The sequence below is a fragment of the Chitinophaga sp. ARDCPP14 genome, from assembly GCF_051362515.1.
Lineage (GTDB): Bacteria > Bacteroidota > Bacteroidia > Chitinophagales > Chitinophagaceae > Chitinophaga.
Map to the genome: position 1 here is coordinate 40,805 of NZ_JBKIXB010000001.1, position 17,599 is coordinate 58,403.

General features: G+C 47.9%; 14 protein-coding genes. 3 read left to right on the forward strand and 11 right to left on the reverse strand.

The features are described from left to right. Positions 1–155: 155 nt before the first annotated feature. The 10 genes from ACLHR0_RS00135 to ACLHR0_RS00180 all read right to left on the reverse strand — a co-directional run bounded on the left by ACLHR0_RS00135 (position 156) and on the right by ACLHR0_RS00180 (position 13,405). Entirely contained in the window at positions 156–1,118 is a 963-nt protein-coding gene (locus ACLHR0_RS00135) for a FecR domain-containing protein (protein WP_436484168.1), read from the reverse strand. Between the two features lie 125 nt (positions 1,119–1,243). Next, complete coding sequence (locus ACLHR0_RS00140) at positions 1,244–1,849, reverse strand: RNA polymerase sigma-70 factor (RefSeq protein WP_436484169.1); 606 nt, start codon at positions 1,847–1,849, stop codon at positions 1,244–1,246. A gap of 213 nt (positions 1,850–2,062) precedes the next feature. Further along, positions 2,063–4,273 carry a Gldg family protein gene (locus tag ACLHR0_RS00145; RefSeq protein WP_436484170.1) on the reverse strand — a complete coding sequence of 737 codons (2,211 nt, stop codon included), beginning with the start codon at positions 4,271–4,273 and terminating at the stop codon, positions 2,063–2,065. Beyond that, complete coding sequence (locus ACLHR0_RS00150) at positions 4,273–5,214, reverse strand: ABC transporter ATP-binding protein (RefSeq protein ID WP_429045966.1); 942 nt, start codon at positions 5,212–5,214, stop codon at positions 4,273–4,275. The genes ACLHR0_RS00145 and ACLHR0_RS00150 overlap by 1 nt, the downstream gene beginning before the upstream one ends. 83 nt (positions 5,215–5,297) lie before the next feature. Next, positions 5,298–6,731 carry a RagB/SusD family nutrient uptake outer membrane protein gene (locus ACLHR0_RS00155; protein WP_436484171.1) on the reverse strand — a complete coding sequence of 478 codons (1,434 nt, stop codon included), beginning with the start codon at positions 6,729–6,731 and terminating at the stop codon, positions 5,298–5,300. Positions 6,732–6,742: 11 nt separating this feature from the next. Then, complete coding sequence (locus ACLHR0_RS00160; protein ID WP_436484172.1) at positions 6,743–10,228, reverse strand: SusC/RagA family TonB-linked outer membrane protein; 3,486 nt, start codon at positions 10,226–10,228, stop codon at positions 6,743–6,745. A 248-nt stretch (positions 10,229–10,476) separates the two neighbouring features. Continuing rightward, the gene (locus tag ACLHR0_RS00165; protein ID WP_436484173.1) at positions 10,477–11,676 is read right to left on the reverse strand and encodes a FecR family protein; all 1,200 of its coding nucleotides are present in this window, start codon (positions 11,674–11,676) and stop codon (positions 10,477–10,479) included. Positions 11,677–11,793: 117 nt separating this feature from the next. Next, a complete protein-coding gene (locus ACLHR0_RS00170) occupies positions 11,794–12,393 on the reverse strand; it encodes an RNA polymerase sigma factor (protein WP_429045958.1) in 600 nt (199 codons plus the stop codon). Between the two features lie 101 nt (positions 12,394–12,494). After that, positions 12,495–12,857, reverse strand: coding sequence for a hypothetical protein (locus ACLHR0_RS00175; RefSeq protein ID WP_436484174.1), 363 nt, complete (start codon positions 12,855–12,857; stop codon positions 12,495–12,497). A gap of 134 nt (positions 12,858–12,991) precedes the next feature. Beyond that, on the reverse strand, positions 12,992–13,405 hold the full coding sequence (locus ACLHR0_RS00180; RefSeq protein ID WP_436484175.1) for a DoxX family protein: 414 nt from the start codon (positions 13,403–13,405) through the stop codon (positions 12,992–12,994). A 135-nt stretch (positions 13,406–13,540) separates the two neighbouring features. Here ACLHR0_RS00180 and ACLHR0_RS00185 point away from each other — a divergent pair, with 135 nt between their 5' ends. Further along, positions 13,541–15,448 carry an AAA domain-containing protein gene (locus ACLHR0_RS00185; protein WP_436484176.1) on the forward strand — a complete coding sequence of 636 codons (1,908 nt, stop codon included), beginning with the start codon at positions 13,541–13,543 and terminating at the stop codon, positions 15,446–15,448. Here the strand turns inward: ACLHR0_RS00185 and ACLHR0_RS00190 are convergent. Further along, on the reverse strand, positions 15,435–16,358 hold the full coding sequence (locus ACLHR0_RS00190) for an alpha/beta fold hydrolase (RefSeq protein WP_436484177.1): 924 nt from the start codon (positions 16,356–16,358) through the stop codon (positions 15,435–15,437). The two genes, ACLHR0_RS00185 and ACLHR0_RS00190, sit on opposite strands and share 14 nt — an antisense overlap. A 195-nt stretch (positions 16,359–16,553) precedes the next feature. Here ACLHR0_RS00190 and ACLHR0_RS00195 point away from each other — a divergent pair, with 195 nt between their 5' ends. Both ACLHR0_RS00195 and ACLHR0_RS00200 read left to right on the forward strand, forming a co-directional pair. Continuing rightward, positions 16,554–17,003 carry a KTSC domain-containing protein gene (locus tag ACLHR0_RS00195; protein ID WP_370912759.1) on the forward strand — a complete coding sequence of 150 codons (450 nt, stop codon included), beginning with the start codon at positions 16,554–16,556 and terminating at the stop codon, positions 17,001–17,003. A 48-nt stretch (positions 17,004–17,051) separates the two neighbouring features. Beyond that, complete coding sequence (locus ACLHR0_RS00200; RefSeq protein WP_436484178.1) at positions 17,052–17,438, forward strand: hypothetical protein; 387 nt, start codon at positions 17,052–17,054, stop codon at positions 17,436–17,438. Positions 17,439–17,599: the final 161 nt, after the last annotated feature.

Sequence of the window (17,599 nt, forward strand, 5' to 3'; positions counted from 1 at the left end):
TTACCGCGCTGTCACGCGGTGATAAACAGGGCTATTTATCATAAGCTGGCGGGGCTGTCACCCCTCCGGCTTTTTTAGTTGGAAATGATGTTAGCCATGATGTTAGATTTTTGTGTTTGACTCGGTTTGATTGTGGTTGATAACAGGTTCATTTTTCACTTTTTTTGTTTGAGTAAAATAGTTTTGCCGTTGATCCCGAAGTCCAGGTTGAGTGCCTGGCTGATCATCTCCATTGTCTGTTGTAAAGACTGGTCAGTAAAATCTGCCGTGATTAGATTTGTGTTGATTACTGCGTCCTGCAGTTGTATGTTTATCTCAAATTTATTTTCTATCCGTTGTAAAACCTGTTGCATGGTGGCATCGTTGAATGCCATGTTATATTCTGTGCCTTTTGTGATATCGCTGATGGGCGGCGTTCCTTCTTCCTCTTTCCGTATAGCCGTTCCTGTTGTGGCATATATTGCCTGTTGTTCCGGGTACAATACGACGGGAGCCGATTGCGGCGCGCTGAGTGCAATTTTTCCCGTAAGCAGGGTCACCTGTGTTTCTTTGCCTGTTTCCCGGATATTGAAACTGGTACCCAGCACGGTGGTGGTGAGTGTGCCGCACTTCACCAGGAACGGATGCCGCGGGTCTTTCGCAATTTCAAAGAGGGCTTCGCCCTGCAATGTTACTTCGCGGTTACCGGCGCCAAAACCTGCCGGGTAAATTAATTTACTGTTTCCTTTGAGCCAAACGATAGAGCCATCGGACAGGATATGTTTTTTAGTTTTGCCGGGAGTACTTTGCAGCGACACCAGGCGATGCGGCGCTACTATGTTCAACATTTCCTTTTTGAATATAGCGCCGGCGATAATGATACCCGCGATGCAGGCAGCCGCTTTCCAGTAGCGGAACAGCGGTGTTATTATGCCTGGTTGCCGGTATTGATTGATGCGCTTTACCAGGTGATGGTATCCTGCTATTCTGGCTGCTTCCTTTTCTGCTTCGGGCATCGCATCAAATGCGTGTTCGTCGCCTATTGCATCCAGCCACTGCTCCAGCTGTTGCGCTTCCGCAGCTTCCAGCGTGCCATTTAGATATTTCTCGATTAAATTTTTAAGATCCTGGTTGTTCATCAGTTTTTCACACTTGTATTTAATCAGGCAGTTAATAGTGTCACCTATAGATAAGTACACTTTGAAAAGCGTAACACCTACGTCTTTTAAAAAAAATTTAAAAATAAAAGACCGGGTAGGCCATATTACTGTTGCAGGGCTGTATTCAGCACCAGGATGATGAGGCACAGGTGATGCCCCAGCACCATTCTAAGCTGCCGGAGCGCTTTGGTAAGATGGTTTTCCACTGTTTTGTGAGAGATGTTCAGTGTATTAGCGATGTCGGTAACAGAAAGGTGTTGATGGCGGCTCATCCTGAATACCTGCTGGCATTTTTCCGGGAGCCGTGATACTTCTTTCTCCATGGTATTTTTCAGATCGGTAGCCGCGATACTTTCCTCGTTGGAATTATCGGATCGCTGTTCAGGTAATTGCGCAAACTGGTGGATATAGGTTTTGCGGATACGGTCTGATTTGAGATAGTTGAGTAGCTGGTACTTTACCGCGGTAAATAGATACGCGGAGAGCGTGTGTGTGAGTTGCAGTTCTTCATGTTTTTTCCAGAGGGAAAAAAATACTTCCTGGATAATTTCTTCTGCTATTTCTTTACTTTTCAGCCTGTTGTAAACATATCCGTATAAACGGGGCCAGTATTCGTTGTAGATAGCCTCATATGCACCCATATCACCTTCCTTCAGTAAGGCTAATATGTGAGATTCATCTGATTGATTATATTTTTTTATAATGTTCAATATTTCCGTTTATTCAGATGTTATAAACATAAACAAACGAAAAAAATACCAATTATCATAATAATAGGATGATAATTTATGTTGGAACACTTAAATAAATTGATTTTTTATAGGTAACGTGTTAAGTAACATGATAAAATGGCCTGGAATAAAAAAGAAAAGGCCGCCTTGTTACGGGACGACCTTTCCTGCCTATGAGTGGTTGGTTAAATATTATCTTCTCTTCCTGTAAAGCAGCAGTGTAGTAGCAAAAATCAGCAGTGATACGGGTATTACGCCAAAGAAAAATATCCGCATGGTCAGGATCCCCTGATCATCGCTGTCGATTACATCTTTTGATCTGATGGCGCCGGTATTTACGGGGAAATCGCCGTAGGTAAACCAGCGGAATAATTCTGTGATCAGCGACTGGTTCCATACGGAGGGTTTGCGCCGCGCCAGCTCGCCGGTGCTCATAAAATCGGCATCGCCGGTAACAATGATGCGTTGGGTTTTGCCCGCCACTTCTCTTTCGGCGGCAATGGCCAGTGCCTGGTTATTTTTTGCCAGCAGCAGCGGTACCGAGTGGAAACCGTGCTGTTGTGCATACTGAAGATTCACAGCGCCCGGCATGGATACCACCGCACTATCACCCTTGAATGCGGCGAGCTTTGGAGAGATCTTCCCGGCATCGTCTGAAAAACGGGCGAGGATAAAGTCGGGTGCATAGTCCCTGCTTTCCTCCTGTACCGGCGCTGCGCCGGGTTGCACGCCCAGTTGTTGCAGTAAGGGTTGCAATATTTCCTGTGATCCTGGTTCTGTGATCACGAACAGGTTTCTGCCGCTGGCAATATATTGGTCCAGTTTTGCCTGTGCTGCCGGCGGGAGGGCTGTTTTCGGATCAGCAATTACCAGCACTGAAGTGGCGGCAGGAATTTCTTCACTGGTAAGATTTACGGTATCTACATTAAATCCCTGGTTAATCAACGCCCCCCTGAAGGTGAGTTCATTTACAAACATCCTGAATGCGGCATCACCTGCTTTTGTGATGCTTCTTTCGCCGTTGCCTGCAACAAACGTAACCACGGGTATTTCAGCAGGTGTTACGATACGTTTCAGCGCAGCGGTAAATTCCTGTTCGCCGGGATATATCATGATATCGTTGTAATACCGGAGAAAAGTTTTCTTATCGCCATATTGCAGGAGCCTTACCAGCCGGTTTTCTTCAGGCCCGAGATCCACCATTTTCCGGATCTGTGCAGGTGGAATTACTTTCTTGTAATCCAGGTCCTGGATATCTGCTACTTTTTTTGCGATGGCGGCATCGCTTTCTCCGGGGTAATTTTTATAGAGATTTTTGTTGTTGGCGAAGTCGTAGTAATACACATATTCCATTTGCAGGTTGGGCATAAACCGGCGGTAGGGTGTGAGTATTCTTTCATCCGCGCTTTTCTTCTCCGGTGCGCCGAGGTAGTAATTATCGTCGAGGATATTCACATAGGTGGTAATTTTCAGCGACTTGTCCATCGCCTTTACCAATTCGCGGCTTTGCAGGCCGAGTGTATGGGTTTTGGTAGCCGTCATATCCACATACCCGGTGAAGGACGGGCGGGAGCTGATATACCCGGTAAGGAAGCAAAGCGCTATCAGTCCGAGGTACCTTACGGTACGTATCCACGGCGACTTTGCCTCCCGCTGGTCTTGCAGCCGCATGCCGGTAATGGCCAGGAAAAAGCCGATTACAAGGAAGAAGTAAAAGGCGTCTTCTGTGCTGATCAGTCCATAAATAAATTGTTCGGTTCTACCTGAAATAGACATAAAATAGGTGATATGCCGCACTGCATCATTGCCCTGGAACAGGCCACCGATAAAGTTGAGACCGGCCAGCACTGCCAATGTGCTGATAGCTGCCACCACCTGGTAGGTAGTAAGCGAGGACATGAACAGCCCGATAGCTGCATAGGCGCAGATGAGCAGGTACAATCCCAGTGCGCCGGAGGCCAGCAGTTTCCAGTCGATATGCTCAATAAAAAACGAACCGGAGATTCCATACAGGCAAATGATAACCAGCAATAGTGCGCCGTATCCCATCATGGCTACATACTTTCCCAGTACGATGTCCCTTACTTTAATGGGAGACGACAATAATAATTTAATGGAACCGCTGTGTGTTTCCCGGCTGATGAGGCCCATCGTTAACAGTGGAATATAGAAGTACAGGGTATTTTTCACGCCGGGGTAAAATCCTTCCTGCTGACCGGTGAAGATCATGGAAGTAACATCGGTGAAGTGATGTCCCATACGTTGTGCGCGTCCTATCATCTGGATATAGTGAAGGAAGTCGATTCCTATTTGTACCGGGAATACAATTAAGATAAGCCAGGCTACCGGCGAGTGAAACAGGAGGCTCAGCTCCTGGCGGGCTATTCTGATAATTATTTTCATTACTGTATGGCAGGTTTAGATTTTTTATTGGATAACTGTGCGAAAATGGCGTCCAGGGAGCTTTTCTCCAGTGTTATTTCTTTGAGGCGCCATTTTTTCTGCACACTCATTTCCACGATATTTTCAGCGATATCGGTGGCGGGCTCAAATCTTACGCGAATCGTTTTTTCTGTCAGGAACTCCACGTCTTTAATGCCTTTGATGGCTCTCAGTTCCTTTTCTTCCGGAGGGTTTTCGAGGGTGGTGATGAGGCTGTCCGGTTCTATATAATTGTTGAAAGATTCCATGGTGTCTTTAAACACCATTCTGCCGCCCTCTATCATAATAATATCCTGGCAGGTAGCCTGTATTTCCGAGAGAATATGTGAAGAGAAGATCACGGCGCGATCTGTGGCTATTTCTTTGATCAGCTGGCGTACTTCCAGGATCTGGTTGGGATCCAGGCCATTGGTGGGTTCATCCAGCACTACCAGCAGTGGCGTGTGAATGAGGGCCTGCGCGATGCCTACCCGCTGGCGGTAGCCACCGGAGAGGTTGCCGATGAGCCTTTTGCTGAAATGCGCCACACCGCATCTTTCCTTCACGGTATCTACCGCTGCTTTTATACGGCGTTTATCTATCAGGCGGAGGTGGGCGCAAAAGGTTAGGTATTCATCCACTGTTTGTTCGAGGTAGAGCGGTGCATTTTGCGGCAGGAAGCCAATCCTTTTCTTTGCTTCTTCCGGGTCGGCCCTCATATCGATGCCTTCAATGAGCACCTGGCCGCGGGTTTGACTTAACACTCCGCAAAGAATGTTCATAGTAGTGGATTTGCCGGCGCCATTGGAGCCAAGCAACCCTACAATGCCTTTCTTGTTGATTTCGAAACTGACATCTTTCACTGCCCAGTCTTTACTGTAACGGTGTGATAGTCCTTCAATTTTAACGATGTTGTCTTGCATGTGTGATTTAATTAGTCAATAGGAGGTTAATGACGCCGGCAGGTTACCGGCGTCACAAATGGAACAGGGAGGACAGGAATGACTTATGGATTCAGCGGCCAGTCCGGGTTGAATACAGTAGCATTGGGCCACAGCTGGCGCAGGTAATTATTACTGCCGGGCAGCAACTCATACGTTTTGCCTTCTGCGGTATGCTTTATTATTTTCTGAAAACGGGTTTCTTTGTTCAGGCGTTTCAGGTCGATGACCCGCATCCCGGTGAATGCCATTTCCCTTCTTCTTTCTTCCAAAACAAACCGTAATACTTTCTCACCATCATTACTGAAGTCTGCCGGTGTAAAGGCTTTATAGGCGGCCGGTGTAATCCGGTTGAGTCTTAATTTATTGATATCTGCGAGGGCAGCAGTTAAATTGTTTTCACGGGCAAAGCATTCTGCGCGGGTCAGGTACATTTCCGGCACATTGAGATAGTTGCTATAGAAATCTCCGCGGAGGAAGATCTTCACCTGGTACCTGGACATGTAATTAAACGGTGGCGCGGGAGGCCAGCCATCAGCATAGTATAATGTCCAGCGTTTATCGTCGTTGGTAAAGAGTGCACTTAATTCCGGGGAGGCGCAAACATCCATGCCCAATCCGAATGGCCGCAGGAAGTGCCGTGCCACGATGGTTTCCGGGTTAAGCTGCGCGTCGGGGATGTTGGTCCATCCGAGCGGCGCACCGGGAACATTTGGAAACGGCCCGGGGATCGTGATCTTATAATCATTCATGTTGGCCAGCTCACTTTGCAGCGACAACGCCAGGTCAGCATTTTTGCGGGCATTGGCGTAATCGCCCATAAAGAGATAGGTTCTGGCCAGTAAGGCGTATCCGCCTGCTTTACCTGCCCTGAACTTTGTGAGCTTATGATTTAGCGGCAGGTCGGCGATGGCGGCGTTGGCATCGCTGAGTACCTGGTCGTATACTTCTTTTACCGTGTTCCTTTTGAATTTTGCGTTGATGTCTGCAATCAGTGCAATGGGAATACCGTTCTGCGTGGCGGCGGTGGCTGCATCATAATGCTGTGCGTATACATTTACCAGCTGCAGGTGCTCCATTGCGCGGCCCAGCAAGGCTTCCGCGCGAACACTTTTTTTGTTGGCGTCTGTACCTTCCGTTGCATCCATGATATTGTTGATGATGCTGTTGTAGTAGAAGATCCTTTTATAGCCTTCACTCCACATGAAATCGTTGGCACCTTGTTCAAATGGAGCTGGGTTGAATGTATAAATTTTCCGGCCATGTAGCTGTTGCTTCGTGAACAGGTTGCCAGGTTCTCCTTCCGGCAGGAAAGCATCGTCTGAGAGCAGGTCCCAGAAGTAATCACCGAAGTTCACTACGGTGCCGGAGTTCAGCATATTTTCGTAATCGGCTACTGTTACCGGGATAAATTTATCCTTTGGTTTTATATCCAGGAACTTTGTGCAACCGGATAAGATCAGTATGCCGGAGATGATATAAAGATGTAATTTTTTCATGTTTCCTGGTTTTAAAAGGTGATATCTATTCCTGCCATGTAAGTGGACATTACCGGTAATGTTCTGTTTGCGTACTGGCTGGCGATTTCATAAGCTTCAGGATCAATTCCAACGGAGTTGTTGTACCAGTGGAAAGGATTTTGTACCTGCAGTGTTAATTTGGCGGAAGATAATTTTTTGACACGGGACAATGCGGACGCAAAATTATAAGAGAGCGCGATATCCCTTACTTTGATATAATCTGCCTTGAGCACATTTTGATCGGAGGCATACCAGATGAGCGTATAATAGTTGCCGCCATTACCTTTGAGATCGGGTGCCGGTAACATGCCGGGTTTATTTTCATCGCCCGGTTTGCGCCAGAAGTTCATCACCCTGCTGTCTACGTTGCTGCGGGGGAAACCATAGTCGATAACAGGCACCACATCTCTCATCACATTTCCTCCGTTGGCAATGATCATGATACTTAGTGTGAGTTGCTGATAAGTGAAGGTGTTGGTAAAACCAGTCGTGTATTTCGGTCTTAATGTGCCGCTGTATACAAGGCCGTTTATATCCGTCATGTTGGCCACAATGGTGCCGGACTGATCATAATTCTTTACCACTTTTCCTGCGGCATCGTATACCGTCATGGAACCGTTGGCCGGATCAAGCCCTGCCGATCTGAAACTGAAAACGGCATCCATCGGGTAGCCAATGCGATTTACGCCGTAGCCACCGGTAAGGCCGTATACATTTTCATCCCTGGTATTTATTTCTGTCATCTTGTTTTTGTTGAAACTCAGTGCCAGGGTGCTGCTCCAGGTGAAATGTTTCTTGTTTATATTGAGGGTGTTGAGTGCCAGCTCAATACCTTTATTATTTAAGCTGCCGTAGTTAATCAATGCGCTGGGAAATGCGTTGGTGGGATCGATGGCCTTTTCTCCCAGCAGGTCGGTGGTTTTACGGATGTAGTAATCTATTGATCCCGACACCCGGTTATTTAATACGGCGAAGTCGACACCGATATTGGTAGTAGCTGTTTTCTCCCATCTTAATGATTTATTTGGCGGATAGATGATATCCGTTGCGGTGGCATTGGCTTCAGAAAAGAAGGTAGATCTTGCCTGGAGGTAGGGGCCTACCGTTCTGGCTACGTTTCCGCCGAGGCCGTAAGTAGAGCGGATGCTCAGGCTGTTTAACCAGCTGATATCTTTCATGAAATCTTCTTCAGACATTCTCCAGCTGGCGCCAACAGACCAGAGCGGCAGGTAGCGGTAGCGGGGGTCGGTACCAAAGAGGTTGGAGTTATCTACCCGTACGCTTCCGGTAACGTTATACTTCCCGTTGTACGTATAGCCGGCATTACCATAGGCCGAGATGTACCTGTCTTCTCCATAATAAAAGTTATTATTTTCGTTATACTTCATGGAGAAGGTGCTGCCCAGGGATTCTGTTCCTTTCAGATTACCGAGAGCAATTTCATTTACCGGCAGGTATTGCAGGTTATTATCGTTATAGCCCATTTTAAACACGGAGGTCGACGTTTGTGATACTGCCCTGCGTTCCACACCGGCTAAGGCCGACACGTGATGTTTTGTGCTGATATTTTTGTCGAAGTTCAGTTGCGCGCGGGCGGTATAGGATTTTGAATTGCCACGTGTTTCGTATAGTTGTCCGCCATCAGGTACATTCTTCACCAACTCCCCGTCGATGACCTGCGCAGCGTCGTTGATCATATTTTTGGTGTAGTAAGAGTCGGGAGAATAATATGATTTATTGTAGCTGCTACCGCGTTCTGTCTGGTATTTCAGATCCAGTGTAAGGCCGCTGATAATTTTAACGGTGAATCCGCCCTGCAGCCTGAAGTAATTTGACCAATAGGAAAGATCTGATTTATACAGTTCATCCAGCGGATTGAATGTTTCATCATACAGCCCGAGGTTTTTCAGGCGGTCTATTTCATAGGGTGACTTTAATTTAGTGAACGGGGCGGAGCTGCCATCGGGATTTTTCAGTACTTCATAAGGCATATTCCGGTAAAAGGATTCGGGGCTTTCGCGGAGATACTTCCCGTTGCGGATATTGGTATTGGCGCCTACTTCTGCGTCCAGCCATTTAAACACTTTCACTTTATCTTTCATGCCCACGTTAATATCTTCATTGCCGGTACGGAAACCGTAGTCCCTGTTACCTGTATAATTCATCATGATATTATACTGGTGGATTTCGTTTCCGCCGCTGGCGGAGAAGCTGTGGCGTTGTTTGACACGGTTACGCATGAACAGGTTTTCCAGCTGGCTTTGCCCGTTGGCGTTCCTTAAATTATTGAGGGTATTGTCGAGATCAGTTTTGCTGATGAGATTTTGCTCGTAATTATAGAGTGCTTCCATTGCTTTTGGCTGGCCTGCACGTTTGATGACATCGTTATAACCAGGATGCCAGCTATTGAACAGTTCCTGTTGCAGATCCACCATCTGGGAGGAATTGAGCAGGTGCATATAACCTGCGTCAGGGATGCCTGTTATAAACACGGTGCTGTTGAAGTTGACCGTGAGTTTCCTGTTGCTGCCATACCTTGTGGTAATGGAGATCACGCCATTGGCTGCCCTGGTTCCGTAGATCGAAGCGGCGGCGGCATCTTTCATTACTGTTACGTTCACTACATCAGCGGGGTTGATATAGTTAAGGTCTCCTTCGAATGGAAAACCGTCCACCACATATAACGGGTTTTGGTTGCCGTATAAGGTGGAAAGTCCGCGGATATTAACGGCGCCGTTCTGCATAAAGAGGCCGGGCACAGTGCCTTCCAGGCGGTCCATAATATTGGTTTCCATCCTGGCGCCGAGTGTTTTTTCTGTAATCACGCTGAATGATCCGGTGGCGCGTTCTTTTGGGATTGATTGATAGCCGGTGTTGGCCGTAACATTTAATGCTGACAAGGTAGCCGAGATGACAGACAAAACGATGTTACCGATATTCCCGGTTCGCAGCATACCGGGAGTTACTGTCACCTCTTTGGTTTTATATCCTATAAAGCTGATGCGAAGTACATCCCCGGCAGATACCGGCAAGGTGAAGTTGCCTTCTGAGTTGGTAATAGCGGGTTGACTGGCGCCAGGCACCTGCACCGTAGCCCCGATGAGGGGAATGCCGGTGCTGTCGGTAACATGCCCTGTTACCGGTGATTCTTTCTCCAGCATGGCGATATTCGAGGCAGCAGGAAGCTTGCTGTACAGCATGATGGTGTTGCCTGCTATTTTATAGTTGAATGGTTGGTCCTTCATCACCAGTTCCAGGAAGCTGATCAGGGGCATATTCTGCACTGATACTGATACGGCGCCGGCCTGTTTCAGCAGTTCAGATTTACCCCACACCACGAAACCCGTTTGTTTTTTGATGGCGGCAAAAAGTTTTTCCATTGGGACGGCTCGTCCGGAAAAGGTGACAGATTGCGAAAATGTGTTGGCTGATACATGTAAGCAAATGGTAAGAAGGAGAACACTGGTAAATCTCATAATCCGGAGCATTTTGGTTGGGAGCCGGCACGGCAAGTCCCAACGGCTCCAATAAGCAGTTTTTTGCATAGATTTGCAACGTTTGGTTGTTAAAAATGGAGGTCTCGAAACCTGATTTAAGTCAGCCAGCAACTTTCCGGAAGTGTTGGTCGCACTTCCGGCTTTTTTTGCCGGTCAACCTGTTTTAGTTGATATTCATTACTGGCATAGTGTTTCAGTTTTATGGTATCCGGGATAAATAATATACGTTAAGGCATTACGATCAGCCGGCGGCCCTCTTCCAGCCGGAAATGCACATCCGACCGTTCCAGCCCCGCGAGCACATCAGAGAGTTGCAGGGTTCTGCTCATCTCACCAAAAAAGTGAACATCGGGCACATTTCCTTCATACACTACTTCCAGGTTGTACCAGCGTTCCAGCTGGCGCATCATTTCCCGCAGGCCCACTCCTTCGAGGTTAAACAGGCCGTTTTTCCAGGCGATGGCCTTTTCCACATTTGCGTTCCGCGTTACTTTTATACCAGCATCGCCTGTCTGTAGCTGATCTCCTGGTTTTAACACCACGCTGCCAGCGGTTTGATTGGTAAGGGATATACTGACTGCTCCTTCCACCAGCGTAGTATAGCTATTCTTTTCATTCGTGTATGCGTTTACGTTAAAACCGGTACCGAGTACCTGGATGTCCATTTTCCGGAGCACATTCACCCTGAAGGGTTGTGCTGCGTTGCCGGCAACTTCGAAATAGGCTTCCCCGGAGAGTTCCACTCTCCTTTCCTTTCCTTTGAAGGCTACAGGAAACTGCAGGGAGCTGGCGGCATTGAGCCATACTTTGGTGCCATCCGGCAGTACCACCTGGAATTGCCGTCCTTTGGGTGTGGTGATGGTATTGTATTCCATTTCGCCTGCACCCGGGGCTTCCTGCGTGTATTGGAGGCCGTTACTTTTCAGGACTATGGTAGTTCCGTTCTGATGGGTGATGATACCGTTTCCCATGCTGTCGAGCACCATCTGTGAGCCATCCGCCAGCGTAAGGATGGCGCCATTTTTCCCGGGAGCTATGTCCGGCAGCGTGTTTCCGGCGATAACAGCAACCGGTTGCCGGCGATGATAGTGGCTGATAAACCAGGCAGCTGCCCCAAACAGTAACACTACAGCGGCCGCCCATCCCCATTTGTGGAGGAAATGTACACGGTGAAGCGGTTTGGTAACCGGGTCGTTTGATAGTTTATCCGATGACAGGATCTGGTCAGCCACCTGCATCCAGTGTTGCTGGTTGTAGGCCGGCAAGGCGGTTGAATGATGTTCCTTCAGCCAGCCTTCCACGTCGTCGATGGAAGCGCCGGTTTCGTCCCGGTCAACCCAACCGGTTAATTCGTCCAGTTCTTCCTCTGTGGCAGTGTGTGTTGCCAGACGATCGAGTAAATATGCCAGTCGGTGGTGATGTTCCATTTATGAAGGTGATACAGGTAAATGAAAGTGATGTATGTCCCCTTATCTATACCAGACAATTGAGCGGGGAATTGGTACCGAAAAAAAGTGAAGTTTTTTTTCAGAGGGACTGTTTATTCAGATGAGTATATCTATCAATATGGCGAGGAGCAGCGGGTAGCCGGCCTTTTGCAGGGAGGAGCGGATATTTTTCAACGCCATTACCAGCAGGTTTTTCACCGTGCTGATGGCGAGATCCATATGTTGTGCGATTTCACTGCTGGAGAGTCCCTGTTCACGGCTAAGGCGGTAGATTTGTTGCTGCTTCTCCGGTAATTGCTGCACAGCCTTGTTCACCAGGCCCAGCAACTGCCGGAATTCAATCATGTCTGCCACCGGCAGGTCCTTACCCGAGCTGTCTTTTTCATAGCCAACGGTATGCATTACTTTATCGCGGATGGTTTGGCGACGGACATAGTTCACGGCCAGGAAAAAACAGATTTTTTTAATCCAGGCGCCTGGTTGTGCCACTTCCGTGAGTTGGTCGCGGGCTACCCATATTTTGAGAAAGGTATCCTGTACCAGGTCGTCTGCCACTGTCACTGATCCGGTAATACGTGCTGCCATCGCCTGCAGGCGTGGTGCATAAATTTCAAAAAGACTCCTGAACGCAGATTCGTCGCCGGCCGCTATCCGCTTATAAAGGTCAGGAGCATCAATAGAATGGCCCTCGCTCATTGACAACCTTGCTTGCGTGAAATAACAAATGTGACGGCAAGGTAGAATAATAATGTAAAATTCCATAGCACCCGGGGAAATGTGCTGATGGACGTATTTTATTAACGGGAAAGCATATAAGCTACCAGCGCCATGGCAGTGATACCTGCTACATCATTCCAACGGAAAGGGGATGTCTGGCGATAGTTGTTTAAATGATGGTGAGATGGATAGGCCTCGTATATCAGGCTCCTGCTGTTGCTGCTGTCTTTGACAGCGGGCAGGTATTGCTGCCATGACCACTGTTTATGGTTGGCAGTCTGCCCAAAGGAATTGGTTTTCGGGGCCGGCAGCAGCAACATTTCTTTCTTGCCGGTGATCGCGCTGCTGTCCTGCGCAGGTGCGGTTAAAGTAACGCCCACGGCCAAACCGGCGGTGAGCATGATTGCCCGGAAATAACTTTTCAATTGATCTGGTAGTAGCATGGTAATAGTCCTCCTGTATTCAGGACGCATGGAATTCGCCGTTCCCCTATGCGCGGGGTATTTTTTTTCCGGCAAAATAAAGAGCCTTCGTATTGCAGGGCAATACAAAGGCTCTTTATTTTTATAGAGATAAATTACGCCTGGTTGTTTTGCACCGGAAAAAGCGTGCGCAGCGCGGGAATACGTAAAAAGAGGCTTACCCATACCAGGATACCGAACACCACCGGGAAATAATAGGGTTCGTTGATCCTGGACATGATGGCTACAGCGCCGCCGAGGTAAGCGGTGACCAGTATCGCACCCAGTATAGCCGTACGGGGAATGGCATACAAAATAGTGGCGATGAGCAATATAATGCCGATACCCTGTACCTGTTCTGCCGGCCAGCCCAGCTTTACGCTGCCTTCCATGGAAGTGATGTTCTTAATTACTTTCATGATGGCGTCTACCAGGAGAAAGAGTACACAAAGAACGGTGATTACCCAACCGGTAATATTAGCTGCTTTAGAAGGAGCTTTCTTATTCAGATAAATTGTTTGCGCTTCCATATAAGTTGTTTTTTTGTTTTTGTTTGATTTGATTGACAATACAAACTTACCGGCATTTGTGCGCATTCCTGCTGGGGAAATACGACATTCTTACTGGTTGATTGCGACAATTCAGGAACATCTTACCTTTGCGTCATGGATTATTTCAAAAAGCAGCTTGATTTATTAAAAACAGAGCGGGAAGAAGACAGGAAATCATACAAACAAATGACGGAATCCACGTCTGTAGCAGATCGCAGGGCAAACGGACTTACCTGGTACCCTATTGCTATCAGGGGATCAGAGATGAGCCGGGGAGATTATCTGACTGTGGAAGTGGAGCGCACCACTCACCAGGACCTGCCGCATCAGCTGCGTTTTGGCGCTTCTGCCGTATTATTTTCCAATCATGATCCAAAGCAGGATCATCTTGAAGGCACTATCACTTACCAGGGCGGGAACAGGCTGAAGATCACCCTGCGCACCGACGAGCTGCCGGAATGGGCCAGTGATGGTAAACTGGGCATCGACGTACTTTTTGATGATAACAGTTATGACGAAATGCAAAACGCCCTGAAACAGGCGGATGCATTGCAGGATAAAGTACCCGAAGGACGGCTGATAAAAATACTGACCGGGGAAAAGAAACCCGTGTTTCATCCGGATATTACTCCTTATGTAAATCCCGCGCTGAATGCCTCCCAGCAATCGGCCGTTAATAAAATACTTTCCGCCGGCGACCTGGCCATTGTACACGGTCCGCCCGGCACTGGCAAAACCACTACCCTGGTACAGGCCATTAAAGTGCTGATCAAACAGGAGCAACAACAGATACTTGTGGTGGCGCCTAGTAATACCGCAGTGGATCTGCTCAGCGAAAAGCTATCGGATGAAGGACTGAATGTGTTGCGGGTGGGCAACCCGGCGCGCGTATCAGAGCGGCTGATGTCGCTCACGCTCGACAGCAAAATATCTGAGCATGCCAGTATCAAAGAAATCAAGCGCCTGAAAAAGCAGGCGAATGAGTTCCGCGACATGGCCCACAAATACAAGCGTAACTTTGGCAAAGCAGAAAGGGATCAGCGGAAAGCCTTGTTTGACGAGGCCCGCAAGATCATGAAAGAAGTAGGCAATACAGAGCAATATATTATTGACGACCTGATCTCCAAGGCACAGGTGATTACGGCCACCCTGGTGGGCGCCAATCATTATACCGTGAAAAATTTAAAGTACCATACGGTTGTAATAGATGAAGCCGGGCAGGCACTGGAACCTGCCTGCTGGATCCCCATCCTGAAAGCGCAAAAGGTAATCCTTGCCGGAGACCATTGCCAGCTGTCGCCCACCGTAAAATCGGAGGAAGCCGCCCGTAAAGGTCTCAGCACTACCCTGCTGGAAAAATGCACCGCCCTGCACCCCGAAAGCGTAACGCTGCTGGAAGAACAGTACCGTATGCACGCCACTATCATGGGATACTCTTCCAGTATCTTTTATGAGGATAAATTAAGGGCCCATGCCTCTGTTGCCGGACACCTGCTGTTTTCCGAAGATAACCCGCTCAGCTTTGTAGACACTGCCGGTTGCGGTTTTGATGAAAAGCTGGATGGCACCAGTACCACCAACCCGGAAGAAGCTGTTTTTTTATTTAAACATCTTACCCGGCTGGTAACTGCGCTGGGGGAACATTACCAGCCGAAAGACTTTCCCACGGTGGCGGTTATATCTCCCTATAAACAACAAATACAATTATTAAAAGAGCAGCTGCATCACTCCCCGTTGTTGCAGCCCTATGCAGACAAAATATCTGTGAACACCATCGATAGTTTCCAGGGACAGGAGCGCGATATTGTGTATATCAGCATGACGCGCAGCAACACCGAAAATAAAATAGGCTTCTTATCAGACATCCGGCGGATGAATGTAGCGATGACCAGGGCCCGCAAGAAGCTGGTGGTGATAGGCGACAGCGGCACCCTTTCCCAGCTTGGGTTTTATGCGGATTTCATCACTTATGCGGAGCATAAAAACGCCTACCAGAGCGCATGGGAGTTTATGGATGTGTAACGCTGGTTGTCATTACCTTTTCCAATACCTCAAAAAAAGCCGGTTGCTGTTCAAACATCGGGAAGTGACCCGAAGCCTGGATCCAATGCAGTACGATATCCGGGCGGATGATCTTCAGTTCGTAGGTATAGAAAGCCAGGGGATCCTGGCGGCTGCCGATCACGGTGACCGGCCCTTTATATTGCGGCAGGTTTTTACTGAGATCAAAATGGGTCCTTTGCAGGTCTGATACCATTAACCCCTGCATACGGACATTGGGTTTTGCCACATAAATCTTCGCCATGAGGCTGTCGATGTCCGCTTTGTTGTAAATGTATGCCAACCGTATGGTGCGGTTATACAGCGCACTGTCTGCGCCAGTTGCCCTCCCTCCTTCTATCTTTTTGCTCAGGGAATCCATCAGCGCCAGGTCGGATACACCCAGGCGTGCCCGCAGGTTGTTCATATGCGTGGTCATGAAATCGGCGGAGAACTTATAGTAGCCAGGATTTGCCAGCACCAGGGCGCGCACCTTTTCCGGGTGGGCAGCTGCGTAACTCATGGCCAGCATAGCGCCCCAGGAGTGGCCGTAAATAACGGTTTTGCTGATCCCTTCTTTCTGCAGCAACCGCTGAATGTCTTCCACGGCGGCTTTGAGGTTAATAGTAGTAGAATCGAATGGTACGGGGATGGATAAGCCGGTGCCCCGTTGTTCCAGTAAGATGGCCTTGTAATGCTTCCCCAGCTCAATCGCCACTTCTTCCTGCTGCAAACAGGAGTTGCCAGGGCCGCCAGACAACACTATAACAGGGCTTCCCTTCCCATAAGTATGATAATAAAGCCAGCCGTTGGGGTATTTCAGTGAGTCCAGTTGCTGTGCATGGATGGGCAGGCAATACAGCAACGTGGTTAACAATAACAACAGTTTCATAAGACGGTTTTTCCCTATTAAAATAGGTGATTTCAGGCATATAATGTGCCTGTTCCCCTGAAAGCCGCTGCAGTAAAGGACAAATAATTCCTTGCCGGGAGCCTGAAAAAGCGTAACTTTGCCCGTTTTTCGGGATAAGATAAATGGTAGCCTGCTCATAATGATCAGCCTGTTTATTTTTTGAATAAATACATTATGAGTAAAATAGTTGATTACAGGAAGTTACTGGGTGTTACCAAAACTACTGAAGTAAAAGAATTGAAAACGATCTACAGGAATTTAATGAAGGAGTGGCATCCCGATAAATTTGAAGGCCTGGCAGAAGAACAGAAACTGGAAGCAGAAGCAAAGAGTAAAGAATTGATTGAGGCTTATCACTTTTTAGTAAGCATAGCACCTGAAACAATTGCTGCTGCTTTACCACAGTACACCGCCACCATTTCTGCTTCTACCCTGGTGGATTTCTCCTACCAGAAACAAACACTTCAGCTTCACTTTGAAGATGGCAGCAGTTATGAATACCTCGACGTTCCGAAAACATTATATATAAAGCTGATCAACTCTGATACGCCGGGCAGGTTCTGCCGCAGGCATATTTACCACGAATTTGTATACCGTAAAGTGAGCAAGGCGGTTGAAGCATAGCATACCTGTTAGTATGCTTTGTTTTAAAGAATAAACTATATTTGCGCCATGCGTTCATGGATCACAAAGATATCGTTGATGCTGGCAGTAATGGTTATTACTGCGCACAACGTTATGTTTCATGACCATCAGCATATCATTTCATCGTCCGGACACTTCGTCCACGATGATGATGATGATGACCACGATCATGATATGCAGCATTCGCTGGCGCTGAACCTGATTGATCACAGCTTCACTTCTCCCTCTTCCAGCCACCTGCAACACGAAGTGCCCGTTTTAACGCTGGCGCCTGCACCTGACCTGGTTTCTCTTCCGGAGGTTATCTGCTTTCTGATATCGAAAACCAGCTATCAGCAAAAGCAGGAATTTCCACCTCCGCTGCAAAGCCTTTCATTTTCGGCATTAAGAGCACCCCCTATTTTCCTTGCATAACTTCACCGGAATTTTGTTTATAAGACGGTTGTATTAATGCTATTGCGTTTAATGCATTCAATCTGATAAATCTGTCTACTGGGAATACCGGCACCGGTGGCTGCTTTCCAACCTTCCCTGCATTTTATTTTTAGTACTTATGCCCGCTCAACGGGGCGGAA